General features: G+C 60.7%; 26 protein-coding genes, 1 other RNA gene and 1 riboswitch. Of the genes, 14 read left to right on the top strand and 13 right to left on the bottom strand.

Annotated features, from left to right (window positions below; translation table 11 throughout):
* Positions 1-159 precede the first annotated feature (159 nt).
* Genes GH656_RS10870 through GH656_RS10860 form a run of 3 tightly spaced genes read left to right on the top strand, consistent with a single transcriptional unit; the run spans position 160 to position 2,657 of the window.
* Positions 160-1,671: a leucyl aminopeptidase gene (locus GH656_RS10870; RefSeq protein WP_153075891.1), complete on the top strand. Its 1,512-nt coding sequence runs from the start codon at positions 160-162 to the stop codon at positions 1,669-1,671.
* Between the two features lie 16 nt (positions 1,672-1,687).
* Positions 1,688-2,122, top strand: coding sequence for a DNA polymerase III subunit chi (locus GH656_RS10865; protein WP_153075890.1), 435 nt, complete (start codon positions 1,688-1,690; stop codon positions 2,120-2,122).
* Between the two features lie 55 nt (positions 2,123-2,177).
* Positions 2,178-2,657, top strand: coding sequence for a DUF2486 family protein (locus GH656_RS10860; RefSeq protein WP_153075889.1), 480 nt, complete (start codon positions 2,178-2,180; stop codon positions 2,655-2,657).
* Between the two features lie 33 nt (positions 2,658-2,690).
* Here the strand turns inward: GH656_RS10860 and GH656_RS10855 are convergent, their stop codons facing one another.
* Together GH656_RS10855 and ilvD are read right to left on the bottom strand one after the other, a co-directional pair.
* Positions 2,691-3,020: a c-type cytochrome gene (locus GH656_RS10855; protein WP_153075888.1), complete on the bottom strand. Its 330-nt coding sequence runs from the start codon at positions 3,018-3,020 to the stop codon at positions 2,691-2,693.
* Positions 3,021-3,169: 149 nt separating this feature from the next.
* Positions 3,170-4,843 (bottom strand): dihydroxy-acid dehydratase, encoded by a 1,674-nt coding sequence (ilvD, locus tag GH656_RS10850; RefSeq protein WP_153075887.1) that lies wholly within the window; start codon positions 4,841-4,843, stop codon positions 3,170-3,172.
* A 147-nt stretch (positions 4,844-4,990) separates the two neighbouring features.
* On the opposite strand from ilvD, the gene GH656_RS10845 reads away from it, so the two are divergent.
* Positions 4,991-5,944 (top strand): LysR family transcriptional regulator, encoded by a 954-nt coding sequence (locus tag GH656_RS10845; protein ID WP_425495879.1) that lies wholly within the window; start codon positions 4,991-4,993, stop codon positions 5,942-5,944.
* Positions 5,945-6,007: 63 nt separating this feature from the next.
* Entirely contained in the window at positions 6,008-6,910 is a 903-nt protein-coding gene (lgt, locus tag GH656_RS10840) for a prolipoprotein diacylglyceryl transferase (RefSeq protein WP_153075885.1), read from the top strand.
* Positions 6,911-7,084: 174 nt separating this feature from the next.
* Here lgt and GH656_RS10835 read toward each other — a convergent pair whose 3' ends face one another.
* From GH656_RS10835 to GH656_RS10815, 5 genes are all read right to left on the bottom strand, one after another.
* Positions 7,085-7,813, bottom strand: a complete 729-nt coding sequence (locus tag GH656_RS10835; RefSeq protein WP_153075884.1) for an SIMPL domain-containing protein — start codon at positions 7,811-7,813, stop codon at positions 7,085-7,087.
* A gap of 157 nt (positions 7,814-7,970) precedes the next feature.
* Positions 7,971-8,438, bottom strand: a complete 468-nt coding sequence (locus GH656_RS10830) for an EVE domain-containing protein (RefSeq protein ID WP_153076646.1) — start codon at positions 8,436-8,438, stop codon at positions 7,971-7,973.
* 107 nt (positions 8,439-8,545) lie between these two features.
* Positions 8,546-8,726: non-coding RNA, 6S RNA (gene ssrS / locus GH656_RS10825), on the bottom strand.
* An 86-nt stretch (positions 8,727-8,812) separates the two neighbouring features.
* Positions 8,813-9,127: a cell division protein ZapA gene (locus GH656_RS10820; protein ID WP_153075883.1), complete on the bottom strand. Its 315-nt coding sequence runs from the start codon at positions 9,125-9,127 to the stop codon at positions 8,813-8,815.
* Positions 9,124-9,486: a DNA topoisomerase IV subunit A family protein gene (locus tag GH656_RS10815; protein WP_153075882.1), complete on the bottom strand. Its 363-nt coding sequence runs from the start codon at positions 9,484-9,486 to the stop codon at positions 9,124-9,126. Before GH656_RS10815 ends, GH656_RS10820 begins: the two co-directional genes overlap by 4 nt.
* A gap of 177 nt (positions 9,487-9,663) precedes the next feature.
* Positions 9,664-9,926: riboswitch (cobalamin riboswitch) on the top strand.
* Positions 9,927-10,036: 110 nt separating this feature from the next.
* Here GH656_RS10815 and GH656_RS10810 point away from each other — a divergent pair.
* From GH656_RS10810 to cobC, 6 genes are all read left to right on the top strand, one after another.
* A complete protein-coding gene (locus GH656_RS10810) occupies positions 10,037-11,983 on the top strand; it encodes a TonB-dependent receptor plug domain-containing protein (protein ID WP_153075881.1) in 1,947 nt (648 codons plus the stop codon).
* Positions 11,984-12,066: 83 nt separating this feature from the next.
* The gene (locus GH656_RS10805; protein WP_153075880.1) at positions 12,067-13,113 is read left to right on the top strand and encodes a FecCD family ABC transporter permease; all 1,047 of its coding nucleotides are present in this window, start codon (positions 12,067-12,069) and stop codon (positions 13,111-13,113) included.
* Positions 13,110-14,009 (top strand): ABC transporter ATP-binding protein, encoded by a 900-nt coding sequence (locus tag GH656_RS10800; protein WP_153075879.1) that lies wholly within the window; start codon positions 13,110-13,112, stop codon positions 14,007-14,009. The genes GH656_RS10805 and GH656_RS10800 overlap by 4 nt, the downstream gene beginning before the upstream one ends.
* A gap of 363 nt (positions 14,010-14,372) precedes the next feature.
* Positions 14,373-15,488, top strand: coding sequence for a nicotinate-nucleotide--dimethylbenzimidazole phosphoribosyltransferase (gene cobT / locus GH656_RS10795; RefSeq protein ID WP_153075878.1), 1,116 nt, complete (start codon positions 14,373-14,375; stop codon positions 15,486-15,488).
* A 34-nt stretch (positions 15,489-15,522) separates the two neighbouring features.
* On the top strand, positions 15,523-16,311 hold the full coding sequence (locus tag GH656_RS10790) for an adenosylcobinamide-GDP ribazoletransferase (protein WP_174769786.1): 789 nt from the start codon (positions 15,523-15,525) through the stop codon (positions 16,309-16,311).
* The gene (gene cobC / locus GH656_RS10785) at positions 16,296-16,901 is read left to right on the top strand and encodes an alpha-ribazole phosphatase (RefSeq protein ID WP_153075877.1); all 606 of its coding nucleotides are present in this window, start codon (positions 16,296-16,298) and stop codon (positions 16,899-16,901) included. The genes GH656_RS10790 and cobC overlap by 16 nt, the downstream gene beginning before the upstream one ends.
* Positions 16,902-17,123: 222 nt before the next feature.
* Here cobC and GH656_RS10780 read toward each other — a convergent pair whose 3' ends face one another.
* Both GH656_RS10780 and cobU read right to left on the bottom strand, forming a co-directional pair.
* On the bottom strand, positions 17,124-18,068 hold the full coding sequence (locus GH656_RS10780) for a cobalamin-binding protein (protein WP_153076644.1): 945 nt from the start codon (positions 18,066-18,068) through the stop codon (positions 17,124-17,126).
* Between the two features lie 88 nt (positions 18,069-18,156).
* Positions 18,157-18,723, bottom strand: coding sequence for a bifunctional adenosylcobinamide kinase/adenosylcobinamide-phosphate guanylyltransferase (gene cobU, locus GH656_RS10775; RefSeq protein WP_153075876.1), 567 nt, complete (start codon positions 18,721-18,723; stop codon positions 18,157-18,159).
* A gap of 325 nt (positions 18,724-19,048) precedes the next feature.
* On the opposite strand from cobU, the gene GH656_RS10770 reads away from it, so the two are divergent.
* Both GH656_RS10770 and GH656_RS10765 read left to right on the top strand, forming a co-directional pair.
* Entirely contained in the window at positions 19,049-20,254 is a 1,206-nt protein-coding gene (locus tag GH656_RS10770) for a hypothetical protein (RefSeq protein ID WP_153075875.1), read from the top strand.
* 438 nt (positions 20,255-20,692) lie between these two features.
* Positions 20,693-21,319, top strand: a complete 627-nt coding sequence (locus tag GH656_RS10765) for a ParA family protein (protein ID WP_153075874.1) — start codon at positions 20,693-20,695, stop codon at positions 21,317-21,319.
* Between the two features lie 196 nt (positions 21,320-21,515).
* Here GH656_RS10765 and panD read toward each other — a convergent pair whose 3' ends face one another.
* From panD to GH656_RS10745, 4 genes are all read right to left on the bottom strand, one after another.
* Entirely contained in the window at positions 21,516-21,902 is a 387-nt protein-coding gene (gene panD, locus GH656_RS10760; protein ID WP_153075873.1) for an aspartate 1-decarboxylase, read from the bottom strand.
* Between the two features lie 60 nt (positions 21,903-21,962).
* Positions 21,963-22,796 (bottom strand): pantoate--beta-alanine ligase, encoded by an 834-nt coding sequence (gene panC / locus GH656_RS10755; RefSeq protein WP_153075872.1) that lies wholly within the window; start codon positions 22,794-22,796, stop codon positions 21,963-21,965.
* A 240-nt stretch (positions 22,797-23,036) separates the two neighbouring features.
* Complete coding sequence (locus tag GH656_RS10750) at positions 23,037-23,921, bottom strand: segregation and condensation protein A (protein WP_153075871.1); 885 nt, start codon at positions 23,919-23,921, stop codon at positions 23,037-23,039.
* 2 nt (positions 23,922-23,923) lie between these two features.
* Complete coding sequence (locus tag GH656_RS10745; RefSeq protein WP_153075870.1) at positions 23,924-24,109, bottom strand: DUF3460 family protein; 186 nt, start codon at positions 24,107-24,109, stop codon at positions 23,924-23,926.
* Positions 24,110-24,476: 367 nt separating this feature from the next.
* Between GH656_RS10745 and GH656_RS10740 the strand changes: the two genes are divergently transcribed.
* Entirely contained in the window at positions 24,477-26,273 is a 1,797-nt protein-coding gene (locus tag GH656_RS10740) for an autotransporter assembly complex protein TamA (protein ID WP_425495878.1), read from the top strand.
* The last annotated feature ends 44 nt before the right edge of the window (positions 26,274-26,317 follow it).

Below are 26,317 nucleotides of genomic sequence, written 5' to 3'. Positions count from 1 at the left end.
GAGGGGCTCGTCTGAAGATGCCTGGAGGCATCTGGAAAGTGTCTGAACGATTGCGCTGGGGCTTGGGCCCACGTGCCGTCCGGGCCGCCGCCGGGGAGAAAAATAGCGGATAATCGCGGCTTTCATTCCAAGCCCAGATCTTATCCGAGGACAAGCGCGATGGACTTTAGCATAAAAGCCTGTGACTGGAACAAAGGCCCGGCAAACGGTTTTAGCACCGCAAAATCCGATTGCATCGTGATTGGTGTGTTCGAGTCGCAGCCGCTCTCCGGCGCTGCACGCGAGATCGACAAGGCTACTCAGGGCCTGCTTAGCCGCATCATCAAAGCAGGCGATATGGACGGTAAAAACGGCAGCACGCTGCTCTTGCACGAGGTGGCTGGCATCGGCGCTGCACGCGTGCTGCTGGTGGGTCTCGGCAAGCAGGCCGCCTTCACCCAGAAAGCCTACGGCGACGCCGTGCGGGCTGCATGGCGCGCGTTGCTGACAACCAAAATCGCCCAGGTGGCCTTCACGCTGGCGCAACTGCCGGTGCAGGAGCGCTCCGCCGACTGGTGTGTGCGCGCAGCCATCATTGCGCTGCGTGACCTGTCGTACAAATTCACCCAGATGAAAAGCCTCGCCGATCACGGCGCACGCGCGCTCAAGCGCGTCGTGTTCAGCGTCGATCTGGCTGACGAAAAGCGTGCCCGCATCGGTGCCAAACATGGCGCGGCGCTGGGCAATGGGATGGACCTCACGCGTGATCTCGGCAATTTGCCAGGCAACGTCTGCACGCCCACTTACCTGGCGAACACGGCTAAAAAGCTCGCAAAAGACTGGGGGCTGAAAGTCGAAGTGCTGGGGCAAAAGCGCCTCGAAGCATTGAAGATGGGGTCGTTTTTGTCCGTGACCCGGGGCTCGGTTGAGCCGCCGCAATTCATCGTGCTGCAGTATCAGGGCGCAGCGGCCAAAGCCGCGCCGGTGGTGCTGGTTGGCAAGGGCATTACGTTCGATAGCGGTGGCATTTCACTCAAGCCTGGCGAAGGCATGGACGAGATGAAGTACGACATGTGCGGTGCCGGTTCGGTGCTGGGCACGTTGCGCGCGGTGGCCGAAATGGGGCTGAAGCTGAATGTTGTCGGCATCATCCCGACTTGCGAGAACATGCCTGCGGGCAATGCCACCAAGCCGGGCGATATCGTGACCAGCATGGCTGGCCTGACGATCGAAGTGCTCAATACCGATGCTGAAGGCCGTTTGATCCTGTGTGATGCGCTGACTTACGCCACGCGCTTCAAGCCTGCCGCCGTGATTGACATCGCCACGCTGACGGGCGCGTGCATCATCGCGCTGGGCCATCACAACAGCGGGCTGTTTTCGAAAGACGATGCGCTCGCGGGCGAATTGCTCGATGCGTCAAAAGAAGCGTGCGATCCGGCATGGCGTTTGCCGCTTGATGACGAATATCAGGAACAGCTCAAGTCGAATTTCGCCGATCTGGCGAATATCGGCGGCCGTCCGGCTGGTAGCGTGACGGCGGCGTGCTTCCTGTCGCGTTTCACTGAAGCCTATCCATGGGCTCACCTCGACATCGCGGGCACCGCATGGAAGAGCGGTGCGGCCAAGGGTGCGACGGGCCGTCCGGTGCCGTTGCTGGCGCAGTTTCTGATCGACCGCGCCGGACAATGACGCAGCGGAGCCAGGTGTGACGCGAATCGACTTTCATTCCAATGTGGGCGATGCGCTGCTGTATGCCTGCCGTCTGGTGCGCAAGGCGTATCAGGCGGGCCAGCCTCTGGTCGTGCTGGCCGAAGGCCCGCGGCTGCGGGCTTTCGATGAGCAGTTGTGGACCTTCGCGCCACTCGATTTCGTGCCGCATTGCATGGCAGACAGCCCGCTGGCGGCGCACACGCCGGTGGTGCTGGCTGAACAGCTTGATGGCGCGCCGCAATACCCCATCTTGCTGAACCTCGGTGCTAGCGTGCCGCTCCAGTTCGCGCGCTTTGAGCGCTTGCTGGAAGTGGTGGGCAATGCCCCCGACGAGCTTGCCGCTGGCCGCGACCGTTATCGTTTTTATCGTGACCGGGGCTATGTGCTGAACAATTACAAACAGGGTAATCAGGCCTCAGCGCACGCGTAGGCTGGTGCGCTGAGTTCGCTTATCGGCTCGTCCGATTCATCGACGGAGTTTATTTGTGTCTGATTCGACTGCTTCTTCTTTTGATTCTTCTATTCCGGTTCTGACCGACGTGCTGGTTGCAGGCGCTCCCGAGCGCCATGTTGCCGGAGCCAGTGCCAGTGCTAGCGTTGCGAGCCCCCGAGCCACTGAGCCCGCCGGGCTAGAGCAGAATGCCGCCGCTGGTTTGGCTGCCGAGGCGTTTGAAGTGCCTGAAGCATTGATTTCTCCTTCCGACGATCTCTATCTCGCGCTGAATGCTGATTTGCTGGCTGAGCGTCTGAAAGGCCGTTGCGTGAGTTATCTGACCGGGGAGGGGCGCAGCCTGGTCGAAACGCGTTGCCGTGATGCGCTGCAAGGCCAGATGACGTGGCTCGTTAATCAGGTCACGCGTGAAGTGGCGCTGTCGCTTGAAGCGCAGATGGGGAACTGGGTGCGTGAGGCGGTGCGGGAAGAGCTGGGTTTGCGTGCGGCTGAAACGCCTGGCGGCCGGGGTTGAGCGTCTGGCGGCGTGGGCATTTGTTTCTGTGTTTCAGCGCTTTAGCGTCATGATCCAGCTAGCCAGCGTGGCGGCCTGTTCTGGCGTGAGCTGTGTGTTTGCGGGCATGGGCACGGGGCCCCAGACCCCTGAGCTGCCCTCGATGATCTTGTGTGCCAGATAGCCTGGCGCGTCGTCACGCGCGGCATATTTTTGCGCTATTTCACGCAGTGATGGGCCCATCGAGACCCGTTCGACCGTATGACAACTCATGCAGTTTTGCTGCTGGGCGAGCGGCAGGCCTTGTGCCACAGCAGCCCTTATTACAGCGTCTGGCAGTAAAACACTCGCCAGCGTGAGCGCAGCAAACAACATTGATTTCATTGTGCTTCCCCGCCGTGGCACAGGCCCGGCTTAACATCGGCGCATTATAAAAGCAAAGGGAACCCGCTCTGGATAATTCAGCGGGTTCCCCTTTTATTTTGGGCCGTTCTGGCCCGTGCTGCCGGGGCCTTCAGCCCGTGAGCGACGCGCTAGCCGGTGACCGCCCCTTTGTGGGCTGGCAGCGCCAGCGCGGCGTACTTGGCGAGCACGCCACGCGTGTAACGTGGTGCGGGCGCTTTCCAGGCTGCGCGGCGGCGTTCCAGCTCGGCCGGATCGACGTTCAGTTGCAGCAGCAACTGGTGCGCATCAATCGTGATCGAGTCGCCTTCGTGGATCAGCGCAATCGTGCCGCCGATAAACGCTTCCGGTGCGACGTGACCGACCACCATGCCCCATGTTCCGCCCGAGAAGCGGCCATCGGTAATCAGCCCGACAGTTTCGCCCAGACCTTTGCCGATGATGGCCGAGGTGGGGGCGAGCATTTCTGGCATGCCCGGGCCGCCCTTCGGCCCGAGATAGCGCAGCACGATCACATCGCCTGCCTGGATTTTGTCGGCGAGGATCGCTTCGAGGGCGCTTTGTTCGTCGTCGAAAACCCGGGCTGGCCCGGTGATGACCGGGTTTTTCAGGCCAGTGATCTTGGCGACCGCGCCATCAGGTGCCAGATTGCCCTTCAGGATGGCCAGGTGGCCTTCCTTGTAAAGCGCTTGAGCAATCGGGAAGATCACTTGCTGATCGGCACGCGGCACCGATGGCACATCTTTGAGTTCTTCGGCCAGGGTTTTGCCAGTGATGGTGATGCATTCGCCATGCAGCAGGCCTGCGTCGAGCAAAATCTTCATGACCTGCGGCACGCCGCCTGCCCGGTGCAGATCGGTGGCGACAAACTGGCCTGACGGCTTGAGATTGCAAATCACCGGCACGCGCCTGCGGATACGCTCGAAGTCGTCAATCGACCATTCGACTTCGGCCGCATGCGCGATGGCCAGGTAGTGCAGCACGGCATTGGTGGAGCCGCCGGTGGCCATGATGACCGCGACCGCGTTTTCAATCGACTGCCGGGTGATGATGTCGCGCGGCTTCAGGTCGCGCTTCACTGCTTCGACCAGCACCCGGGCCGATTCAGCGGCCGAGGCGACTTTTTCGTCGTCCGGGTTGGCCATCGTCGATGAGTACAGCAGCGACATGCCGAGCGCCTCGAACGAGGAGCTCATGGTGTTGGCGGTATACATGCCGCCACATGAGCCTGTTGAAGGACAGGCATTTTTTTCGACCCCTTCAAAATCTTCCTGTGACATCCGGCCTGCGGTGAATTCGCCCACCGCCTCGAACGAGGACACGATGGTCAGATCGACGCCTTTCCAGTTGCCGGGGCGGATCGTGCCGCCATAAACATAGATGCCAGGCACATTCATGCGCGCCAGGCCGATCATGCCGCCGGGCATGTTCTTGTCGCAGCCGCCGATCACGACGACGCCATCCATCCACTGGCCCTGCACGCAGGTTTCAATGCTGTCGGCGATGACTTCGCGCGACACCAGCGAATACTTCATGCCTTCGGTACCCATCGACATGCCATCGGAGATGGTCGGGGTGCCGAAAATCTGCGGGTTGGCGTCCGCGCCCTTGACCGCTGCCACGGCGGCATCGGCTAGCCGTTGCAGGCCCGCGTTGCACGGCGTGATGGTGGAGTGGCCGTTGGCGATGCCGATCATTGGTTTATCGAAATCGTCTTTTTCGTAGCCGAGGGCGTAGTACATCGAACGGTTCGGCGAACGGGCCACGCCTTGCGTGATGTTTTTGGAACGGCGGTTATACGGCATGGGGGAACTCCATCCAGATTATTTTTGGTGAAAACGTATTGGGGGCGGCTTGAAGCGAGTTCAGACGCGCCGCGCAAGCATGCAGTGTCTCTATTTGCGTGTCCAATATATTATTTATGGCTTATTAGGTCGCAAAATATATCAATGATGCCAACTTTGACTACCACCCCTGATTTACGCCAGCTTCGTTATTTTGTTGCGGTGGCGGAAGAAAAGCATTTCGGCCGGGCGGCGGCGCGTTTGTCGATGACGCAGCCGCCGTTGTCGCAGGCGATCCGCGCGCTGGAGGAGACCTTGGGCGTGACGCTCTTTGCCCGCACCAAGCGCTCGGTTGAACTGACGGCGGTGGGGGCTGATTTGCTGCCGGAAGTGCAGCGGCTGCTGGCTAGCGCCGAGGCGTTGCGGCCGCTGGCTCAAAGTCTGGCGCATGGCGAAGCGGGGCGGTTGTCGCTGGCGTTTGTTTCGACCGCCGATTACGGGCTGCTGCCGTTACTGCTGAGTGACTTCGGGGCGCGCTATCCTGGCGTGCGCCTGCAACTGGCGGAAGCCACCAGCGATGTGCAAATTGATGAGCTGATCGCGGGCCGGATTGATGCGGGCCTGGTGATTGCCCCGCTGCCGCCGCGTCATGCCGCGCAACTGTCGTGGCTGGCGCTCGCGCGGGAGCCGCTGGTGATCGCGTTGTCGCTGGAACATGCCACGCGCCTGGGGCTTGCAGGACCTGCCGGGGCTGAGTGGCACGAAACCCCGGTCAGCTTGCGCGACGTCGCCGACATGCCGTTGGTGATCTTCCCCAGACGTTTGGCCCCAGGCTTTTATGACATCATCATGGATTGCTACGGCGTCGCAGGCCTGACGCCCCGCATTGGCCAGGAAGCGATTCAGATGCAAACCATCGTCAGTCTTGTCTCAGCGGGCATGGGCGTCGCGCTGGTGCCGCAATCGCTGCGCAACCTGCGCCGCACCGGGGTGGTGTACCGGCCGCTGAGCGAATCCGTTCCCGCGATCGAAACCGGGCTAGTCTGGCGCACCGCACACGTGAGCCCGGTGCTGGCCGGTTTCATCAAGATCGTGCAAGCTCACGCGGGCCGTATGGCTTGAGCCGGCGCAGGATCTGAGCCCGCGCATCTGCGCTATCGAACCCCTAACCTTTCCCATTCCACGATGCTCATTCATCCCAATTTCGATCCCATTGCCATTCATCTAGGGCCGCTGGCCGTGCGCTGGTATGGCTTGATGTATCTGGTGGCCTTTATTTCGGCGATTGTCGTCGCGCGCTTGCGGCTGCGCTTGCCGTTTGTGGCGGCGCAAGGCTGGACCCGCAAGGATATCGACGACATGCTGTTTTACGGCGTGCTCGGGACGGTGCTGGGTGGCCGGCTGGGCTATGTCCTGTTTTACAAAGCGAGTTATTACTTCGCTCATCCGCTCGATATTCTCAAGGTCTGGGAAGGCGGCATGTCGTTTCATGGTGGCTTTCTGGGGGTGACGCTGGCGATGGTGCTGTTTGCCCGTCAGCGTCAGCGCACCTGGCTGCAGGTGACCGATTTTGTCGCGCCGATGGTGCCGGCCGGGCTGGCTGCGGGGCGGCTAGGCAACTTTATCAACGGCGAGTTATGGGGCCGTGTGACCGATCCCGCTGCGCCTTGGGCCATGCTCTTTCCGAGCGCCGCTCAGGAAGACGCGGGCTGGCTTGCCAGCCATCCGCAGTTGGCTACGCAATGGAATCTCGGCGCGGTATTTGAGCAATATCATTTGCTGCCGCGCCATCCGTCGCAACTGTATGAGATCGCGCTTGAGGGGGTGGTGCTGTTTCTCGTGCTGTGGTTTTTCTCGCGCAAGCCGCGCCCGGTAGGGGCGATTTCGGCGGTGTTTCTGATTGGCTATGGCCTGGCGCGTTTCACGGTCGAATTCGCCCGGGAGCCAGACGATTTTCTTGGCTTGCTTGCGCTGGGGTTTTCGATGGGACAGTGGCTGTCGTTGCCGATGATCCTGGCGGGCATCTTGATGCTGCTTTGGGCTTACCGGCGCGGCAGGCAAACCCCTGGCGCTGTGACGCCAGGCTGAGCGGCTTGATGGGTGCGCAATGTGCTGTCCGGAGTGGCGGCGTATTGCGTTGCACTGCAGCGCGCTGCATCAAGGCAAAACGCCACGGTCATTTGAATATGACCGTGGCGTTTTTTTGCGCCTTGACCGGAAGGGCGGAATGGGCTGTGTGCGAGCCGGTTCCGCAATCCGGGCTTACTTCATCTGGACGGAACCGGACACGTTGACGGTGACGGTTGTCGTGCCACCTTCAATCGGTACCGGTGCGGATTTGGCGCTGTCGCTCATCATGCGGGCGCTCATCATCATCATCGGACGTGGCGAGATGCCGTTATGTCCGAGATTCACTTCGCGGATGGAGAAGCCGCTGTAACCGAAGGCTTCAGCGGCTGCGCCCGCTTGCTGGCGGAACGAGGCGATGGCCTGGCCGGTCAGCTTTTGCTCGGCGGCGCGCTGGGCTTCAGGCGAGAGCGAGAACTGGACGTCGCTGACTTGCATCACTGAACCCATCTGGCCCGCGAGCTTTGATGCTGCGGCGAAGTCGTGCGATTCGAGCACGACTTCGGTGCGGCCGCGCCAGGCGGAGATACGGCCATCGCGGTCGGTTGACGGGCCAATCGAGAACGCGCCGGTGCGTGCAGTGACGCCTGCGACGCCCTTGGTTTTTTGCAATGCGGCGTCAGCGCGCTGGTTGAGCGAGGTGGTCAGCGTGGAGGGGTCTTTGGCTTCCTGTTCGTAGAACAGGGTGATGTGAACGACATCCTGTGGAACTTCAGTGCTGGCCTGGGCATTCAGCGACAGCACGCCAGCTGGTTGAGCTTGCGCCGCGCTTTGCGCCTGGGCGGTGGCGGGAACGAGTGCCAGCGCGAGCGGGGCAGCAGAAGCGATGGCAAGTGCGAAGGCGAGTGCAGTTTTTCTGGTCATTCTTGAGTTCCTTGCGTGAACGGTGGTGGGCGCGGTGGCGAATTAATCCGTGCCATGCGCTGTCCGTGCCATGCGACACCGGAGCGGCGCATATGGTACCTGATGGCGTGGCTGGCGCTTTGCATTGGGGCCGTTTCAGCTCCTGCCCTGGGACGCATCAAGCGGGAGAGACAAGTTGTCCGGTAATGAAGCGCCATTCGGTGGCCGTGACCGGTGTGATCGACAGCCGGTTGCCTTTGGCTAGCACTTGCATGTGTGCGAGCGCGGGATGTTCGCGCAGCGTGGCCAGCGGGATCAGGGTGATTTTTTGTTTAAACACGACATCGACCAGTTGCCAGCGCGGCGTTTGCTGGGTTGCTTTGGGATCGAAGTAAGGGCTTTGCGGATCGAACTGGGTGGGGTCGGGATAGGCCGTTGATGCGACTTCCGCGAGCCCGGCGATACCCGGCGCGGGGCAACTGGAGTGATAGAACAGCACGCCGTCGCCGATTTTCATGGTGTCGCGCATGAAATTGCGCGCCTGATAGTTGCGCACGCCAGTCCAGGGCAGCGTTTGCTGAGGCGCTTGTGCGAGATGGTCGATGCTTGCTTCGTCCGGTTCGGACTTCATTAGCCAGTAGCGCATGAGTCGGAGTGAACGTTGAGTTGGCAAACGGCCGGTGGTGTGGCCGGGCGTGGGTGAGGTGCTGCCGAAAAAAAGCGGCACCGGGGAATGCCCGGTGCCGCTGGAATTAAGTCCCCGCCATAGCCGCTAGGCCGGCATCCTGAACCAGGGTTCAGAATTGGTCGCAGTTAGTAACACTTCGGGTACATCAGACAGAGTGACGCGCACACCAGTGCTACAAATTTCCACAACCGTGCACAAGGCATTGGTTCAAGGAATATATGACCTTGGCGAACCAGGCAGGGAAGCTAACTAAACAAGCTGGCTAAATTCAGCCAGCCTGATAAAACAACACAACGCAGAAAAACAGGACTTGTTTGCTGCGTTGTTTTTATTTACTGCGCCCGGTACTGCTCAATAACTGTGCCGAGCTGTTCGTTCATCTGCTGCATTGTACGCCGGATTTCTTCGGCGGGAAAAGATTCTCCGTGACGCACGCTGGCTTGCAGCCGGATTAATTCCGAGGCCAGTGAGAGCGCTGCCATCACGGCCACACGGTCGGTGCCACGCACTGTGCTGTGACTGCGGATTTTCGTCATTTCCGCGTCAACTCGCGCCACGGCTTCCAGCAGCGCCGCTTCGGTTTCGGGGGAGCAGGCGAGGCGGTAGGGCTGGTCGAGAATGGAGACTTCGATCTGCTTGGTGGTCATGACTGCGCTCCGGAACGGGGGTTGCTGGCGGAATCATCGGGCTGGTTTTTCTGCTGGGATGGGGCGAGCAGATCCAGCTGATGGTCGGTGCCGGAGGTGTTTTTGCTGTGAGGCAGTTTTTCAAGGATGGCGTTGAGCCGGACCTGGGCATCGTCGATTTTCGCTGACAGCGTGTCGCGTTCAGCCTGCAAGGTGTCGCGTTCGGCCCTGATCTGCTCGAGTTCGGCTCGTGCGGCGACGCATTCGGCCTGCTTGTGGGCAAGCTGGGCTTCGAGGGCGACGCGCGCTTCATGGTGCTGCCGGCTGATCGAGATCAGCCGGCCAATATTCTGGGAAAGTGTTTCGAGTTCGGTGAGCATCTGCTGCGTCCTCTATAGACGGCGCATTTTAGCGCGGAATACAGAAGGGTCTTAAAGAGTCTGGTTTCGAGACGTAACAAAACGCAATCAGCGACGCACGTTAGCGGTGAAATCGCCCTTGATGAGGCCATTTTGGCTGCGATTCTGGCCTTTCTTGACGGGTTTCATGAGCGCTCCTACACTTGCGGCACTTTTGGTGCCCGCGCAGGCTTTTCCATAGCGTGCGCAGTTAAACGGGAAGCAGGGAGCGAAGTCCGCCCGGACGAGCCAACCTGCGCTGCCCCCGCAACGGTAAGCGACCGCATTTCGATGCAGATTGACCTGATACGCGTGTCCTGTTTCTGGACGCGCGAGTGCGCCACTGTGCAGGCAGCATGCTGCGCGGGAAGGTGGGTCGATCAGTCGCCAGCCCGGATACCGGCCAGAGTGAGAGGGTGTGTTGAGGTTGCCGCATATGGCCTGCATGGCCCGCGCGCTTCCGGCTGCGCCCTTTGTTACGCAATGGCCTGCGGGGAGCAGGCCGCGCATGCTATCCACAGGAAACCATCTGATGTCCACCTCCATCGCCCGCGCGATGCTGTGCTCGTTCGCCTGCTTGCCACTCGCCGCGCTGGCTCAAGCCGCTGACGTTGTTCCCGCTGTTGTTCCCACCGCTGTTCCCGTTATCCCTGATGCGGCATCGACCTCGACCTCGGCAACTGCCGTGGCGAGTGCGCGGCCAGTGGTGCCGGAGACCGAGTCGCTTGCGCCGATTGTGGTGACTGCCGGACGCGCGCCGCAGCGTCTGGCCGAAGCTATTCCGCAAACCACGCTGTTCGACCGTCAGGCGATTGCCGATACGAGCGCACGTGATTTGCCCGGTCTGCTCGAACTTGCTCCTGGAGCGCAAATCGTGCGCAATGGCGGTCCGGGTGCGCCTGCGAGCCTGTTTTTGCGCGGTGCTTCGTCAACTCAGTCGCTGGTGCTGATTGATGGTGTCCGGGTTGATTCGGTGAGCTTGGGGGGAGCGCAACTGGCGCAGATTCCGCTCGATCAGGTTGATCGTGTCGAGGTAGTCAATGGCAACGTGTCGGCGTTGTATGGCTCAGGGGCGATTGGCGGTGTGGTGCAGGTGTTCACCAAAGATGGCGGGAATCATCCGCCGCGGTTTAATTTCGCGCTGGAGTACGGCAGCTATCACACGCAGCGTCAGCAAGCGGGGGTGAGCGGGGCGCTGGATAGCGAGGGCAAAACCACGTTTAGTCTGTCGTTGGCACGGGCTAAGGACGATGGGTTTTCGTCGATCAATCCGGCGCTGGCACCCAACGCCAATCCCAACGCGAACGGTTACTTGAACGAAAGCATGACGGCGATGCTCAAGCATAAGTTCAATGACCAGTGGGACGCAGGGCTGCGGTATTTTCAGTCGAATGGCAACGACAGCTATGACAATCCATTCGGCATGCCAGGGGATCTGAACAATATCTATAGCAAGGTGCAGCAGATGTCGGCGTTTGCCAATGGGCGGCTGACCGACTGGTGGAGCACGCATTTCGTTGTCGCGGCAGGTAATGACCGCAGTCAGAATGCACTCAACGATGTTTATAGCTGGCAGTACAACACCAATAACCATCAATACACGTGGCAAAACGATTTTGTGCTGGCGCCGCAGCAAAAAATTCAGGTGGGTTACGAGCGTCTTGACCAGAGCCTTGAATCGAACCAGTACAGCGCGCCAGACCGGCATGTCAATTCAGGCTTTATCGGCTATACCGGGCGCTTTGGCGGTAGCCAGTTTCAGGCGAATCTGCGGCGTGACCAGTATTCCGATTTTGGCGGTGCCAATAGCTACTACCTGGGCTATGGCTACGATTTCAATGAAAACTGGAAGGTCACAGCGAGCTGGTCGAATGCGTTTCGCGCGCCGAGTTTCAACGATCTGTATTTCCCCTATAGCGGCAATGCGCTGCTTCAGCCTGAGCGCAGCCATTCGGTCGAGGCGGGCGTGCAATACACGTCGGATGCAGTAGGGGTGGTACGGCTCACGGCGTTTCAGACGCGCTATTCGAATCTGATTGATTACGCTCAGACCAGCCCGGGCGTGTTTGTCGCACAAAACATTGGCCGGGCCAAGGTGCAGGGTCTTGAAGGTGCATGGAGTGGGCGTTTGGGTAAGACCGATGTGCGCGCGGCATTGACGTTCCAGAACCCGGTCGATGAAGACACGCACATGGATCTGAATCGACGGGCCCGGCATTTCGCTTCGCTGTCGGCTAACCGGTCGATTTCAGGCTGGCGAGTGGGGGGCGAGTGGCTGCTCAGCGGCGAGCGGAACGACAGCGGGAATGCGCTGAGCGGCTACGGCATCGTGAACCTGTCGGCGCGCTACAACTTCACGAAGGCGTGGTACGTTGCCGCGCAAATCCAGAACCTCTTCAATAAAGACTATGAACTGGCTTACACGTACAACACGCCAGGGCGTGGCGCGTACTTCACGCTGGGCTGGCAGCAGCAATGACAGGCGTGGCAGGTGTAACAAGCGTGGCAAGCGTGCGTCTTGCGGCTGCGATGCGTATCAGCCGCGCGATGGGCTGAAGCCGTATGTCTGAGCCCCGAACCGTACTGGCACGTGGCATGAACGCGCAGCGGGCGCGCTGGGTCTGGTGCGCGCTTGGCGCGCTGGCGGGTGGGGTGCTGCTGGTGTCGCTGGTGGTAGGGAGTGTGGGGTTGGCACCTGGGAGGATGCTGGCGGTGCTGCTGTCGGTCGCCGGGCCGGAGGGGCAGCAAGGTGATCTGGCGCGCGACATCATCCTGACGCTGCGTTTGCCGCGTGCGCTGGCGGGTTTTGGCTGCGGCGCGCTGTTGGCGCTGGCGGGGGCGCTGCTGCAAGTGCTGTTGCGTAATCCGCTGGCCGAGCCGTATGTGCTGGGGGTTTCGGGTGGCGCGGCGAGTTTCGCGCTGCTGGCGATGATGGGCGGCGCGGCGTGGTGGCTGGTGAATCTCAGTGCGTTTGCCGGTGCGCTGGTGTCGATTGTGCTGGTGCTCGGGCTGGCTCGCCGTGCGTTATGGCGAGGTGAGGCGCAAGAGGCTTCGCCGCGTCTTTTGCTGACGGGGGTGGTGGTGGCGGCAGGCTGGGGCGCGTTGATTACCTTGCTGCTGACTCTCGCGCCGGACAGCCGTTTGCGCGGCATGTTGTTCTGGCTGACGGGTGACCTGAACACCGGCGGCACTCCCTGGGTAGCGCTGGCTGCATTGCTGGCAGCGCTGGTGCTGATCGTGCCGGTTGCCGCGCAGTTGAATGTGCTGCTGCGCGGTGATTTTGCCGCCCAGGCGCTTGGGGTTCCGGTCAGGCGTTTGCGTTTGCGGGTTTATCTGGTGGCGTCGCTGGCGGCCGCGGCTGCGGTGACGACGGGCGGCACGATTGGCTTTGTCGGGCTGGTGGTGCCGCATCTGCTGCGGCTGCTGTTAGGCAATGACCAGCGGATGTTGCTGCCTGCGGCGGCCCTGGGCGGGGGCATGGTGGTGATGGCGGCTGACCTGGTGGCGCGCACACTCATCGCTCCCGCGCAATTGCCGGTGGGCGTGATTACCGCGCTGGCTGGGGTGCCGCTGTTTCTCTGGATGCTGTTACGCAGGCGGCACGGATGACATTTCTTTCTGGCTGGTTTGCTGTGGCATCAACTGCGTCGTCTGTTGCGTCATCTACGGCGTCGCCTGCTGCACCGCTGGCGGGATTGGCGGCGACTGCGGCGCTGGAGGTACGGGATCTGACACTGCGCGCGGGTGAACGCACGTTGCTTGAGCGCTTTAGCCAAACCTTTGAGGCGGGGCAGATCTGGTGCATCGCGGGTCCGAATGGTGCGGGCAAGACAACGCTGCTGGCAACCCTGGCTGGTTTGCTGGCACCGGCGGCAGGTCAGCTCGAACTGGATCGTGTGGCGCTGGCGCGCTGGCCTGCGGCAGCGCTGGCCCGGCGGCGCGCGCTGATGCCGCAAAGTGCGCACGATGCGTTCAGCATGAGCGTGCTGGAGAGCGTGTTGCTCAACCGCTTTCCGCATCTGGCGGGCTGGGGCTGGGAGCAGCCCGCCGACCATCAGGCGGCGCACGCGGCGCTGGCCACGCTCGGGTTGACGGAGCTGGCCGCGCGCGATGTGTGTTCACTGTCTGGCGGTGAGCGGCAGCGGGCCGCACTCGCAGGGGTGCTGTGCCAGGGCGCGCCGTTGCTGCTGCTGGACGAACCGCTGGCGCATCTCGACTTGCATCACCAGATCGCTTGCCTTGAGGCGCTGTGCGGATGGGTCCGTGAAGCGGGACGAAGCGTCATGTTTTCGTGCCATGACCTGAACCTTGCGCGCCGTTTTGCCACTCATGCAGTGCTGCTCGATGGCGTGGGCACGGCCCATGCTGGGCGAGTGCAGCAGGTGCTGACTCCCGAGCGGGCCAGCCGCGCCTTCGGTTATCCGCTGGTGCTGATCCGCGAAGGCGGTCATGAGGCGCTGGTGCCGGTTTTGCGTGCTGGGGGTGGCGGGGTGCCAGTTGGGTGAGGCTTTGTGAGGGGGCGTGAGGCGTATGAAGCTTGTAAGGCGCATAAAGCTCATGGGGCGCATAGGCTCTCATAGGTCCGCATAGGTTGGTAAGGAACTGAAGTTCGTGAGGCTTAGAAGTCCATGAAGCCGGTAAGGCGCATGAAGCCCATGAGGCTCGTGAGGCGTATGAGGCGTATGAGGTTCGTAAAGCGTACGAATCCCATAAAACCCATAAAACCCATAAAACGACGAAGACCCATGAACCACGCGTCACCACCGCCACTAGCCATACCCGCCATACCGCAGTGCTAAGCCGATATCACTTTGCTCGCCGCGCATGAATTGCTACTGCGCCGATTTCTTCTTTTCCTCCGGACTGCCATGAATTTTTCCTCCGCTCTGCCCCTTGTCGAGCCGCTGGACCAGAGCTTGCGTGCCGAGCTGCAACACCGGATTGATAACAAGACCAAGCCGCCGGGCAGCCTCGGACGGCTGGAAACTCTCGCGCGCCAGATGGGCCTGATTCAGCGCAGTCTTCAGCCGGTCATCGTGCGGCCGCTGATGATCGTGTTCGCGGGCGATCACGGCATTGCCAGCGAGGACGTGAGCTCGTATCCCCAGGCCGTAACCGCGCAAATGGTGGCGAATTTTCTCTCCGGAGGCGCGGCGATCAATGTGCTGAGCCGGGTCAATGACGTGCTGCTCGAAGTCGTGAATGCGGGAGTCGCCACGCCGCTTGCGGCGGCAGAAGGGCTGATCAATATCCCGCTGGCACCTGGCACGCGCAACTTCGCCCATGAGCGGGCGATGACACGCGACCAGGCGCTGGCGGCGCTGGCAGCCGGTGCGGCACGGGTTCGGCATCACGCCGCGCTGGGCACGAATGTGATCGGCCTAGGGGAGATGGGGATTGCGAATACATCGGCGGCAGCGTGTCTGATGAGCCGTTTGTGCGGCGTGTCGATTGACGAATGCGTGGGCCGGGGCACCGGGCTCGATAACGCGGGGCTAGCAAAAAAGCGCAATGTGCTGGCGGCCGCGCTGGCGTTGCATGCGGCTGACGCGGGCTCGCTTGAGTCACCAGAAGCATCGCAGGCACCAGGCCCGCTGGAAGCCTTCGATGCGCTTGAGACCTTCGGTGGCTTTGAAATAGCGATGATGGTTGGCGCGTATCTTGCGGCGGCTGAGGCAGGTATGACGATTCTGGTCGATGGCTTTATCGCGGGCGCGGCGCTGTTGGTGGCCGATGCGCTGGCACCTGCCGTGCGTGAGTACTGTGTGTTCGCGCATGCGTCAAATGAAGCGGGGCACCGGCGCATGCTCGATTACTTCGGCGCGCAGCCGTTGCTGACGCTGGATCTGCGGCTAGGGGAAGGCACCGGGGCAGTGCTGGCGGTACCGCTGCTGCGCGCCGCACTGGCGATGCTCAACGAGATGGCAAGTTTTGCCTCGGCGGGTGTCGCGGGCCGGGAGGTGCAAACCGATGCGTGGAGATGAAGAGCTGCGCGGCACGTGGCGCAGACGAGGGCAGATGCGGTTGCGGTTGTTATTACGGTGGCTACGGCCGTTGCTGATGGAGCTGCGTTACCTGTTGAGCGCGATGGGGTATTTCACGCGGATTCCGGTGCCGCGCTGGGTGGGGTATGAGGCGTATTACCTGAATGCATCGGCGCGGTATTTTCCGCTCGTGGGCGCGCTGGTTGGGGCGCTGGGCGCGGTGGTCTATCTGGGGGCGCTGCGGCTGTGGCCGGCGAACGTGGCGGTGCTGCTGTCACTGGCCGCGACCTTGCTGGTGACCGGCGCGTTTCATGAAGATGGCCTGGCGGATAGCGTCGATGCGTTCGGTGGGGCGTATACCCGTGATGACACGTTGCGCATCATGCACGACTCGCGCATTGGCGCGTTTGGGGCGCTAGCGTTGCTAGTGGTGCTGGGATTGAAGTGGCAGGTGCTAGCGGCGCTGCCGCCTGCGCGTGCCGCGTGGCTGATGATTGGCGCGCACGCCGCGAGCCGGATGGGGGCGATCAGCTATTTGCTGACGCTGGATTACGTCCGTCCCGAGGGGCGGGCCAAGCCGGTGGCGCAGCGTCTGTCGTGGCGCGCGATGGCGTGGGCGGGCAGCACGGGCGGGTTGTGGCTGCTTTGGCCTGACTGGCGCATGGGACTCGTCGCGTTGCTGGTGCTGCTGCTATTGCGCATCGGGCTAGGGCGTTATTTCGTGCGGCGGCTGGGCGGGTATACCGGCGACTGTCTGGGCATGGCGCAGCAGGTGTTCGAGCTGGCGATTTATCTGGTGGGGCTGGCGTGGATCTCATCTTGATGCGGCATCCGCCGCTCTCGGTTGAGGCTGGCGTGTGCTATGGCGGCACCGAGGTGCCGCTGGCCATGTCAGCCGAATCTGGTGCTCACGCGCTGGCGCAGCGGCTAGAGCAGCTTGGCGTGCCGGCAGTGCAGCGGCTGTTGTCGAGCCCGCTGACGCGTTGCGCCACGGTTGCGGCATGGCTGGCGCAGCAGTGGGGTTGCGCGTGGCAGGCCGATGAGCGTTTGCGCGAAATGCATTTCGGTGTCTGGGAGGGGCAGCGCTGGGACGCTATCGCCCGGTCCGAACTGGACGCATGGGCTGTTGATTTCATGACGGCTTGTCCGCATGGCGGCGAAAGTGTGGCGCAGTTTGCTGCGCGGGTAGCACAGTGGCTGGAGGCGTTGCGCCAGCCATTGCAAGAGGCTCAACGAAAGGTCGCGCCAGTGCATGTCGTGACGCATGCGGGGGTGATGCGCGCGGTAGCCGCGCAAGTGCTGGCGCTGCCGCTTGAACGGTGCCTGTCGTGGTCGCTGGAGATGGGCAGCGTGGTCTGGTTGCGCTGGGATGAGGCTACGGGGGATGGCTCGCTGGTGCGCTGGAATGGCTGAGGGATGGTGTTGGGTGGGGTTGGGTGGCTGGTAGTTGGTTATGCGCGGCTGGCTTGTGTTATTTGCCATTTGCGCTATTCGCGCGGACGGCTTGGAGCGGCTGGCGCTAGCGTCGTGTATGCGGTTGGCTTGGTGTGGCTTACGGGATTAGTGGATCAGCGAGACTAGCGGACTAGCGGACTAGCGGACTAGCGAACCAACCAACCCCCTGTTTGGCACAGCTTAGCGCGGCGAAGTAGCCCGCCGGGTCCGCGCGACTTCGATGGCTGCGCACAGTTGCGCAGCCCCTTGCGCGATACGTGGTGCTGGACGGCTGATTAAATCGCCGTCCAGCGTGAACAGGTTGTGCCGTGCCACGGCGGTCATTCTAGGCCACGCCTGCCAGCGTTCCAGCGCTGGTGCAAGCGGACCCGAAGGGCTTGCCCCAGGCGCGGCGGTCACGATGATTTCAGGGTTGGCGGCCAGCACGGCTTCGGTTGAAATCGTCGGCACCTGGACAGGGAGTTGCGCGAATACATTGCGTCCGCCACATAAGTTCATCACGTCATTCACCATGTTCTGGCCGTTGAGCGTCATCAACGGCTGATCCCATACCTGATAGAAAACGCTGACCAGCGGCCGGCCGGCATAACGCGTCCGCAGTTGCGCGATTTGCGCCCGGTAACGTTGAGCCGCAGCATTTGCCGTAGCCTGGGTGCCGAGCAACTGGCCGAATTTTTCCAGCGTGCGGGCGACGTCATCAAGCTGCCGTGGTTCGCTGAAAAACAGTGGAATGTGCAACGCACGCAAGCGCTCGATTGACGGCGAGGCGGTGCCATGCCCCCAGACCACCAGCAAATCCGGCCGCAACGCGATGATGCGTTCGAGATCGAAGGCGTTGTTATCGCCAACCCGGGGCAAGCGCTGGGCGGCTGCGGGGTAGTCGCTGTAGGCGACCGCGCCGACCAGTTGCGCACCGCCGCCCGCGGCGTACAGCAACTCAGTGGCGTGAGGCGCGAGGCTGATGACGCGTCGCGCGGGCGCAGCCAGCGTCACGCTGGCACCGGAGTCGTCGCTCACGTGCAGCGCGGCGCTGGCTGGACGTGGACGTATGAGGTTTCCGGTGGATGCTGTTTCTGCGCGGCTAGTGAGGGGAGCGAAGCCGACGACACATGCCGTCACGAGCATGAGCCAGTGTGTGAGGCGGCCGGGGCGCGTCGGGCGCGTCGCGTGCGTTGTGCTGGTGCGGCAGAGGGGCGGATGCGTGGTTGCTAGGCTAGGCATCAGTGGCGGCTGGGGTGGTTTTCAGCGTGAGTGGCAAGCCCGCAACCATCAGCGTGACCCGGGGGCTCAATGCGGCGATGCGCTGGTTGAGGCGGCCCAGTTCATCAACATACTGGCGCGTGAGCGCACCGGTTGGCACGACGCCCAGACCGATCTCATTGCTGACCACGATGATTTGGCCGGTGGCGTGGAGGAGTGCGGTTTCAAAGGCGACGAGCTGTGCTGGATAGTCAGCGCTGGCATCGGCTGCGGCGTGCTCCGGTGGACAGAGAAAATTCGCCAGCCATAGCGTCAGACAGTCGATCAGCACACAGTGGCCGGGCCCATCGGCTGCCGCCAGTGCGCTGGCGAGCTCGAGCGGGGTTTCACGCAGCAGCCAGTGCGGTGGACGCCGCGCTTGATGATGAGCGACGCGCGCGGCGAACTCGTCATCCGCGATACGGGCAGTGGCAATGTAAGTGACGGTGTGCGCTGGGCCGGCCAGGGCAAGCTGCTCGGCGTACGCGCTCTTGCCGGAGCGCGCACCGCCAAGCACGAAGGTGAGATCGTGAGCGGGCATCGCGTGATTGTAACGGCGGGCCTGGGATGAGTTGGTGTTATCTAGTGCGGGTTTGTTTGTTCGCCCGTTTGCCCGTGAAATCGGCAATGACGTTGGCGGTGCCTCCGCCGCTGATAGAGACGGAAACGCTGAATTTGATGCCGCGGGTGTGCGAGATGAAATAGGTGCAGGCCTAACATCTGCCTGCCTAGCGTCCGCGGTAGCTTCAGCAGTGGCATTTCGTGTGCCCAATGATTAGCCGCACCGGTTTCCGTTTTTTTGCCGGAAGCGTCGAGGAACAAAAATGGTCCGTTGGTTACGAAGGTTGGAAAACTTAACTTAACAAATGAAAATACCAAGTCTGAATCACAATAAATCTGACCCCTCCTCGGCATTCCCAAATGGCAAGGTGACCTTCGCGGAGTCTGGCGAGAATAGGAGTATTGGGGACGATGTCGGGCCCAAGTCTATCCAGGCAGAATTGAGAGAGGGGTGGGCAGAAGCGGAGTGTTTAGCATCTATAGTCCAGACGAAACAGGCAGCGTCGCAGGCCTCGCTAAACGATCAACAAAGCAAGATCGTCATTTCGCTGGATAAAGGCGTTATTAAAGATAATATGGAGTTGTACCGAAGAATATTTAATAATGCAGTGTTGCGAAATAAAATCTCTGGGCACATGAAAGAAGTAGCAGAAGAAGCAGAAGCAGCAGCCAATGAATGCAGAAAAGGTGTTGGTGGAATTTTAAAAAAATATCAAAATATTCGATGGGAAAATCTCCGTGACAAAGATGCCTTGAAGCTTGAATTAAAGAATTTTCTTCTTGGCGCGCACCCAAAAATAGATCGGAAATATATTGACATAACTGGATGTGGGTTGCGCTGGGAAAACGCTTACCACTCGATGCTTGTTGATGTGTTATCTGAAATTCCGACTGATAAAATTCAGTCAATTCGATTGCCTAAATTCAATTTTTCTTCTTTCGAAATTTATATTGATCAAAATGGAGTTGGTCGTCAAGCCCCATGCTGCGTGCGAGAGACAGTGGATAAATTTTTCGCCTCGGATTTTTCTCGTTTAATTGAGAATCTTGATGTTTTCATGGAGGAAGGTGATTTTTATAGAGCACTTCCTGCTATAAACAATATGACTAAACTAAAATCTCTTTCATTATGTGTTTTATATTCACGTGAGCTGGGATATTTAGGCGTGGGAAAAGATTTTGGTATAAAAAATGACTTTTTGAAGAATTTGTCAATTGAAGGCGCCGGTTTCGAAGATTTGGGGCAAATAAAATCACTTCCGCGCGTAACTAATTTCACATATGGCTGCGATAATATTTATAGCTTTTTTGAGGGTCAAGATTGGCAGTCAGAGTTGTTGCGTTTTGGAGTTCTAGTTAAGGCAAAAATAGAAAAAATAGAAATTTTAAAAATTCCCGTGTTCGAAAGTAAATTTTTTTCTATGTTAGGGTTGAACTGGGGGGCGCTTGAAGAATTTTCAGAGCATTTTTTGAAGGAAAGAGGGTTTAAGTTAGCGTTTTTAAAAAAATAGCAGGTGCGACTGCCTTAAAAATAAATGCGTAATGCTCAAGCCGCGATTAGCCAGGCTTTTTCGACAGGTTTGTTTCAATGCGTCGCTCCAGCAAGTGCCGACTCGGGCGGCTAAAACGCGATTTTCTGGCGAGCCCGCAGTGGTGATCCGATGGACGCCGTCTGGCTGCTTGCACAGCACCACGCTCCATACTCAAGACCTTGATCATATTGAGATAAGCCTGTTTTCACCTGTTTTTGTCAAAAATCAGGTGATATTTTCAGATTTCTCCTATTTTTTAAATTACGCGGCCAACAGAGCAGTAATCGGCGATCTGCCGTAGTCTTGCCCAGCGCCCATGCCCATGCCGACGCTTCAGCCAGCATGCCGGGCACTCCCGGAGTCCATGGATTCCACAGATAACGTGGCTGGCAAGCTCGGCCTTCTTCAGGAGCTGGTATGGCGGTGATCGTGGTGGCGAATCCAAAGGGTGGCGTGGGCAAAAGCACGCTTTCGACCAATCTGGCGGGGTATTTCGCTGCGTCGGGCGCGTGGGTCGCGCTAGCGGACCTAGACCAGCAGCAGTCCGCTCATGACTGGTTGCAGGCTCGGCCGGCGACGTTGCCGGTTATCGAAGCGTGGCGGCTCGATCCCGGCGCGCCTGCGAAACCGCCAGGCGGCTTCGAACAATCCGTCATCGACACGCCGGCTGGGCTGCATGGCGCTCACCTGACGGTGGCGCTCGCGTTGGCTGACAAGGTGATCGTGCCGCTTCAGCCTTCGCTGTTCGATATCCTGGCGACGCAAGCTTTTTTGCAGCGGCTGGCGCAAGAAAAAGCGGTGCGCAAAGGTGCCGTCGATGTGGCGGTGGTAGGGATGCGGGTTGATGCGCGCACCCGCTCGGCGGAGCAACTGCATCGCTTTGCCGAGGGGCTGGCGTTGCCGGTACTGGGCTATCTGCGCGACACGCAAAACTACGTGCAACTGGCCGCGCAGGGCTTGACGCTATGGGATGTGGCACCCGGCCGGGTCGCCAAAGATCTGGAGCAGTGGCAGCCGATCATCGAGTGGGCCAGCCAGCGTTGAAGGTGAAGTTTTGAATGTGAAGCTTTGAAGCCGCCGTAGCGCTAACAGCTGCTGGAGTGCCGTGCTGCCGTGAAGCGGGCGCGTTCTGGTGCCCAGGCACTCCGGCGTCTCGGCACCTTGGCGTCTCAGCACCCCAGCACCCCAGCACCCCAGCACCCCAGCACCCCAGCACCCCAGCGTAAAAACACAGCCGCTTTCAAGACCAGCTTTGCGTTGGCACGTGGTCGCGGCTGCCCTTGATCCGGTTGTTTTCATCGACGAACACTAGCTCAGGCTTCCAGCCCGCGAGGCGCTCTGCCTCATCCACCATGGCGAAGGCCGCGATGATGACCAGGTCGCCCAGCTGTGCCCGCCGCGCTGCCGAGCCATTCAGCGAGATCATGCCGCTGCCGCGTTCTCCCTTGATCGCGTAGGTGGAAAAGCGCTCGCCATTGTTGATGTTCCAGATGTCGATCCGTTCGTTTTCGACGATGTTCGCGGCGTCGAGCAAGTCTTCGTCGATTGCGCATGAGCCTTCGTAATGCAATTCGCAATGTGTGACAGCGGCGCGGTGGATCTTCGATTTCAGCAGATGGCGTTGCATGGTGTGGCTTCCTGTGCGGCGGGTGAGGGGGGCGCTTGAGCGGTTCTGCATCCGCCTGGTTCAGATCTCGAGGTTGTCGATCAGGCGGGTTGCGCCCATTTTGGCGGCGGCGAGCACGACTAGCGGCGAGGTGGTGTCATCGGCGGCGGGGGGCAGCAGATCCGAGCGTTTGCGCACGGCGATGTAGTCGGGCTGCCAGCCACGTGCGCTGAGCGCGCTTTGCGCTTCGCGCTCAAGTGCGCCGAAGTCGCGCCGGCCATCCAGCACGGCAGTGCGCACCCGTTGCAGTGCGGCAGCAAGCTGCGGTGCTTCGGTGCGTTCGTCTGGCTGCAGATAGCGGTTGCGTGAGCTGAGCGCGAGGCCATCAGGGTCACGCACGGTTTCGGCGGCGATGATGTCGGTGGGCAGCGCGAACTGGTGGCACATCTGCCGCACGATCATCAACTGCTGATAGTCCTTTTTGCCAAACACGGCCACTCGTGGTTGCACGCAGGACATCAGCTTCATTACGACTGTGCAGACTCCCTGAAAAAACCCTGGGCGAAATTCGCCTTCGAGAATATCGCCCAGGTCTTGCGGTGGATGTACCCGGTATGCCTGGGGTTCGGGGTACAGATCCGCCTCAGTGGGGGCGAACAGCACATAGACGTTTTCTTTTTGCAGTTTCTCGATATCGGCTTCCAGCGTGCGCGGATATTTGCCGAAATCTTCGTTCGGGCCAAACTGCAGCCGGTTGACGAAGATGCTGGCGACGACCGGGTCGCCGTGCTGGCGCGCGAGGCGCATCAACGACAGATGGCCTTCGTGCAGGTTGCCCATGGTAGGGACGAACGCGGTGCGGTTTTGTCCGCGCAACTGGTCGCGCAATTCGTGGATCGAGCTGATGACTTTCATGTTCGGGCCGGCGTGGTAGAGGGCCAATGGGCCTGTGAGCAGATGGGCGCTTAGGCGCTTAGGTGCGGGACCCGTGCGATTCAGCTAAAGGGCCGGGCAACGTCGCGCGAAATTGTAGAGGCTTTGAAGCTTTGAGGTGGACCTGCTGCGTTGAAGGTTGCGCATGGGTTTGTTCTTGCCGGTTCCTTCCTGCCGCCCCGGGTTGGGTCTGAATGGGACGGCGGGGCGGCAGGGGCCGCCTCAGGCAGGCAGATAGGCCAGCCGCACATAGATTGGCGCAAAGGGTTCGGCCTGGGTGATCTCCAGCAGTGATTCGCGCGATAGCTCCAGCATGGCGATGAAGTTCACGATCACGACGGGCACTCCGCGGGTGACGTCGAACAAATCGGAGAATTCCATGAAGCGCGCATGTTGCAGCTTGCGCAGAATCACGCTCATGTGTTCGCGCACGGATAGCTCTTCGCGGGAAATGTGGTGGTGCTGCACCAGCTTGGCCCGCTTGATGACATCGGCCCATGCTGCGCGCAGGTCGTCGCTATTCACATCAGGAAAACGCGGCGTGATGCTTTGCTCGATATACACGTCGGCGCGCAGAAAATCGCGCCCGAGTTGCGGTAGCCGGTCGAGACGCTGAGCGGCGAGTTTCATCTGTTCATATTCGAGCAGACGGCGTACCAGTTCGGCGCGCGGGTCTTCGGCCTCATCGTCGGCGTCGGTCTTTTTGAGCGGCAGCAGCATGCGCGACTTGATTTCGATCAACATCGCGGCCATCAGCAGGTATTCAGCGGCTAGTTCGAGGTTGGTTTTGCGCAGTTGCTCGACGTAGCCCAGGTATTGCACCGTGACATCCGCCATCGGGATGTCGAGCACGTTGAAGTTTTGCTTGCGGATCAGGTAGAGCAGCAGGTCCAGCGGGCCCTCGAAGGTTTCGAGAAAAATTTCGAGGGCGTCAGGCGGGATGTACAGATCGTGCGGCAGCTTGAACAGCGGCTCGCCATACAGACGGGCGAATGCAATGCCGTCGATGGTGTCGGGCGTTGAATCAGTTTCCGGCGCGGCGAGCGCCGCGTCGGATTCGCCGGCCGTTACCCGGCGGCGGGGACGGCCGCGTTCGGCGCGGGCCATTGCTAGAAGTTCTGGTAGTAGACGTAAGGCGTTTGCTCAACCTTGGACGCCTGTTGCCGGGCGCGTTCGTCGAGATCGGTGGGGGCTTTGTCCCACAACAGGGCGCGGCCTTGCCGTTGCTCGGCTTCAAGAGTGGGCTTTTGCTCTTTGAGCTGGTTCAGGAACTGGGTGATGTCTGATTGATACATGGCGCGGGTCCGCAAAAAAGAAGAAGCGGCGGGCAGGGCACCGCCGCTATAAAGCAGTCGCGGATTTTACCGCATGCGCCTCGCGTTGCCTAAAGTTGCCTGAAACCTGTGCCCCGGTCGGTCCGCCCCGGGTGGAGCGGGTTCACTAGCGAGACCGGCATGAAGTTTGCCGTGTGCATGTCCGCTGTATGCCCGTTGCATCGATGGCCGTAGCCAGGCAGGTGCCTGGCGGCTGTACAGGAGCTGGCGCGTACCTCGGCACGGTATGTGAGTGCGCGCTGATGTGGTCAAATAGCGCGTTTCGGTTTTGCTGGCGCTAACTTCAGCTAGGCCAGCGAAACATTTTCATAACGGCTGGAGGCTCTGTCTGGTGGGATGTGCGATCAAACTCTCGCGCGCACGGCGCGCGACACCCAGTGCTTCGCGGTTCAGACGCAGGCTGCGTGCCTGGCTGACGTGCGGCATCCTGATGCAGGCCTTCGCCGCACATGCGGCCTACAAGGTAGAGATCGAAGCTGAACCGCGCCAGGTGCGCAAGCTGCTCGAATCTCATCTTGATCTCGCCCGCTTCGCCAAACGCGCGGGTGTCAGTGCCGAGCAGTTCGACTTCCTGATTACCGCGACGCCGCAGCAAGTGCGTGATTTGACCGCGACTGAAGGGTATTTTTCGCCTGTGGTGCGCACTGATGTGCAGATGGTGGAGGGCAAGCAGCGGGTCATGGTGAAGGTCGACCCGGGGCCTCGCACGATGGTTTCCTCGGTTGATTTAACGTTCGACGGGCCGGTGCACGGCGAAGATCCCGAACAGGAGAAAGCCACCCGTCTGGCGTTCGATCTGCATGATGGCCAGCCGTTTTCGCAGGCCGCGTGGGAGGCGGCGAAAAACGCGGCGCTCAAGGCGCTGCAGTCGCGCCGCTATCTGGCGGCGAAAATCGTTGATTCGCGCGCGCTGGTCGATCCGCGCACGCGGGCAGCGAAGCTCAGCGTGACCTTCGATAGCGGTCCAACCTTCACCATGGGCAAGCTGGATGTCAGCGGCACGCGGCGCTATCCCGAACAGATCGTGCAGAACGTGAATCCAGTCGGCGTTGGCGCAATCTATGACGTGCAGCGGGTGAACGAGCTCCAGCGTCAGCTGCAAAACACGCCGTATTACGCCAGCGTGGCAATCGATGTCGATAACGATCCTGACAAGCCACACGAAACGCCGCTCCATGTGAAGGTCAGTGAGTACCCGTTTCATAGCGTGCGCGGTGGCGTGGGCTACTCAACCGATAACGGGCCGCATATCCAGGGCTCTTATTCATATCTCGACACGTTCGGCAAGGCCTGGCCGTTTTCGGTTCAGGGGCGTCTCGACCAGATCCAGCAGTACGGCCAGGTGCAGCTTTCGATGCCGCCAGGCCCGCGTGCCTGGACCAATAGCGTGCTGGCGTCCTACACCAGCACCAATGTGTCGGATACGCGTATTTACAGCGCGCGTGGCGGGATTCAACGCACCCGCACTTCGCAGTTCATCGACTACGCTTATTCGCTGCTGTACTACCAGGACCGTCTCGACCAAAACCTCGCCGCGCCGAGCAGCAGCCACGCGCTGGTGCCTGCATGGTCATGGACCCGGCGTAATACCGACGATCCGCTCTTTCCGCATTCCGGCAATCTGATTCACGTCGAAGCGGGCTTTGCAGTGAAAGGCGTGCTGGCGGAACAGAGCTTCGTGCGGGGTTATGCCCGTGGCCAGCAATATTTGCCGGTTGGCACGCGTGACTTGGTGCTGTTGCGTGCGGAGCTGGGTGGGGTGTTCAGTGGCGGCGGGTCAAGCGGCATTCCGGCTTCGCTGCTGTTTCGCGCGGGCGGTTCGAACTCAGTGCGCGGCTACAGCTTCCAGAGCATTGGGAATAACGTCGGCGGCTCGATCTTGCCGACCAAATATCTGCTGACCGGGACCGCCGAGTATCAGCACTGGTTCACGCATAACTGGGGCGCGGCGGCGTTTTTCGATATCGGTACCGCCACCGACACCTGGAGCGAAAAGGTGTTCTACCCAGGCGCGGGTGTGGGCGCGCGCTGGCGCAGCCCGGTCGGGCCGGTCAACGTTGATCTGGCTTATGGCATCCGCAATCGCAGCGTGCGTCCTTATCTGACGCTTGGCATCGCCTTCTAGACGCAGCGGCTTGTGCCCGTGATCCCGTATTCCGTATTTTTGCC

The organism is Paraburkholderia bonniea, assembly GCF_009455625.1.
Lineage (GTDB): Bacteria > Pseudomonadota > Gammaproteobacteria > Burkholderiales > Burkholderiaceae > Paraburkholderia > Paraburkholderia bonniea.
Note: the sequence above shows the minus strand (reverse complement) of the source record. Positions and strands in the feature narration are given on the sequence as shown.

Coding starts and splice junctions, on each gene's coding strand:
- GH656_RS10770 (WP_153075875.1), top strand. CDS start 19,049: ATGAAAATACCAAGTCTGAATCACAATAAATCTGACCCCTCCTCGGCA.
- GH656_RS10745 (WP_153075870.1), bottom strand. CDS start 24,109: ATGTATCAATCAGACATCACCCAGTTCCTGAACCAGCTCAAAGAGCAA.
- GH656_RS10810 (WP_153075881.1), top strand. CDS start 10,037: ATGTCCACCTCCATCGCCCGCGCGATGCTGTGCTCGTTCGCCTGCTTG.
- GH656_RS10765 (WP_153075874.1), top strand. CDS start 20,693: ATGGCGGTGATCGTGGTGGCGAATCCAAAGGGTGGCGTGGGCAAAAGC.
- panD (WP_153075873.1), bottom strand. CDS start 21,902: ATGCAACGCCATCTGCTGAAATCGAAGATCCACCGCGCCGCTGTCACA.
- lgt (WP_153075885.1), top strand. CDS start 6,008: ATGCTCATTCATCCCAATTTCGATCCCATTGCCATTCATCTAGGGCCG.
- GH656_RS10805 (WP_153075880.1), top strand. CDS start 12,067: ATGTCTGAGCCCCGAACCGTACTGGCACGTGGCATGAACGCGCAGCGG.
- cobT (WP_153075878.1), top strand. CDS start 14,373: ATGAATTTTTCCTCCGCTCTGCCCCTTGTCGAGCCGCTGGACCAGAGC.
- GH656_RS10855 (WP_153075888.1), bottom strand. CDS start 3,020: ATGAAATCAATGTTGTTTGCTGCGCTCACGCTGGCGAGTGTTTTACTG.
- ilvD (WP_153075887.1), bottom strand. CDS start 4,843: ATGCCGTATAACCGCCGTTCCAAAAACATCACGCAAGGCGTGGCCCGT.
- GH656_RS10870 (WP_153075891.1), top strand. CDS start 160: ATGGACTTTAGCATAAAAGCCTGTGACTGGAACAAAGGCCCGGCAAAC.
- GH656_RS10780 (WP_153076644.1), bottom strand. CDS start 18,068: ATGCTCGTGACGGCATGTGTCGTCGGCTTCGCTCCCCTCACTAGCCGC.
- GH656_RS10845 (WP_425495879.1), top strand. CDS start 4,991: ATGCCAACTTTGACTACCACCCCTGATTTACGCCAGCTTCGTTATTTT.
- GH656_RS10790 (WP_174769786.1), top strand. CDS start 15,523: ATGCGGTTGCGGTTGTTATTACGGTGGCTACGGCCGTTGCTGATGGAG.
- cobU (WP_153075876.1), bottom strand. CDS start 18,723: ATGCCCGCTCACGATCTCACCTTCGTGCTTGGCGGTGCGCGCTCCGGC.
- GH656_RS10835 (WP_153075884.1), bottom strand. CDS start 7,813: ATGACCAGAAAAACTGCACTCGCCTTCGCACTTGCCATCGCTTCTGCT.
- GH656_RS10815 (WP_153075882.1), bottom strand. CDS start 9,486: ATGCTCACCGAACTCGAAACACTTTCCCAGAATATTGGCCGGCTGATC.
- GH656_RS10830 (WP_153076646.1), bottom strand. CDS start 8,438: ATGCGCTACTGGCTAATGAAGTCCGAACCGGACGAAGCAAGCATCGAC.
- GH656_RS10750 (WP_153075871.1), bottom strand. CDS start 23,921: ATGGCCCGCGCCGAACGCGGCCGTCCCCGCCGCCGGGTAACGGCCGGC.
- GH656_RS10820 (WP_153075883.1), bottom strand. CDS start 9,127: ATGACCACCAAGCAGATCGAAGTCTCCATTCTCGACCAGCCCTACCGC.
- GH656_RS10800 (WP_153075879.1), top strand. CDS start 13,110: ATGACATTTCTTTCTGGCTGGTTTGCTGTGGCATCAACTGCGTCGTCT.
- panC (WP_153075872.1), bottom strand. CDS start 22,796: ATGAAAGTCATCAGCTCGATCCACGAATTGCGCGACCAGTTGCGCGGA.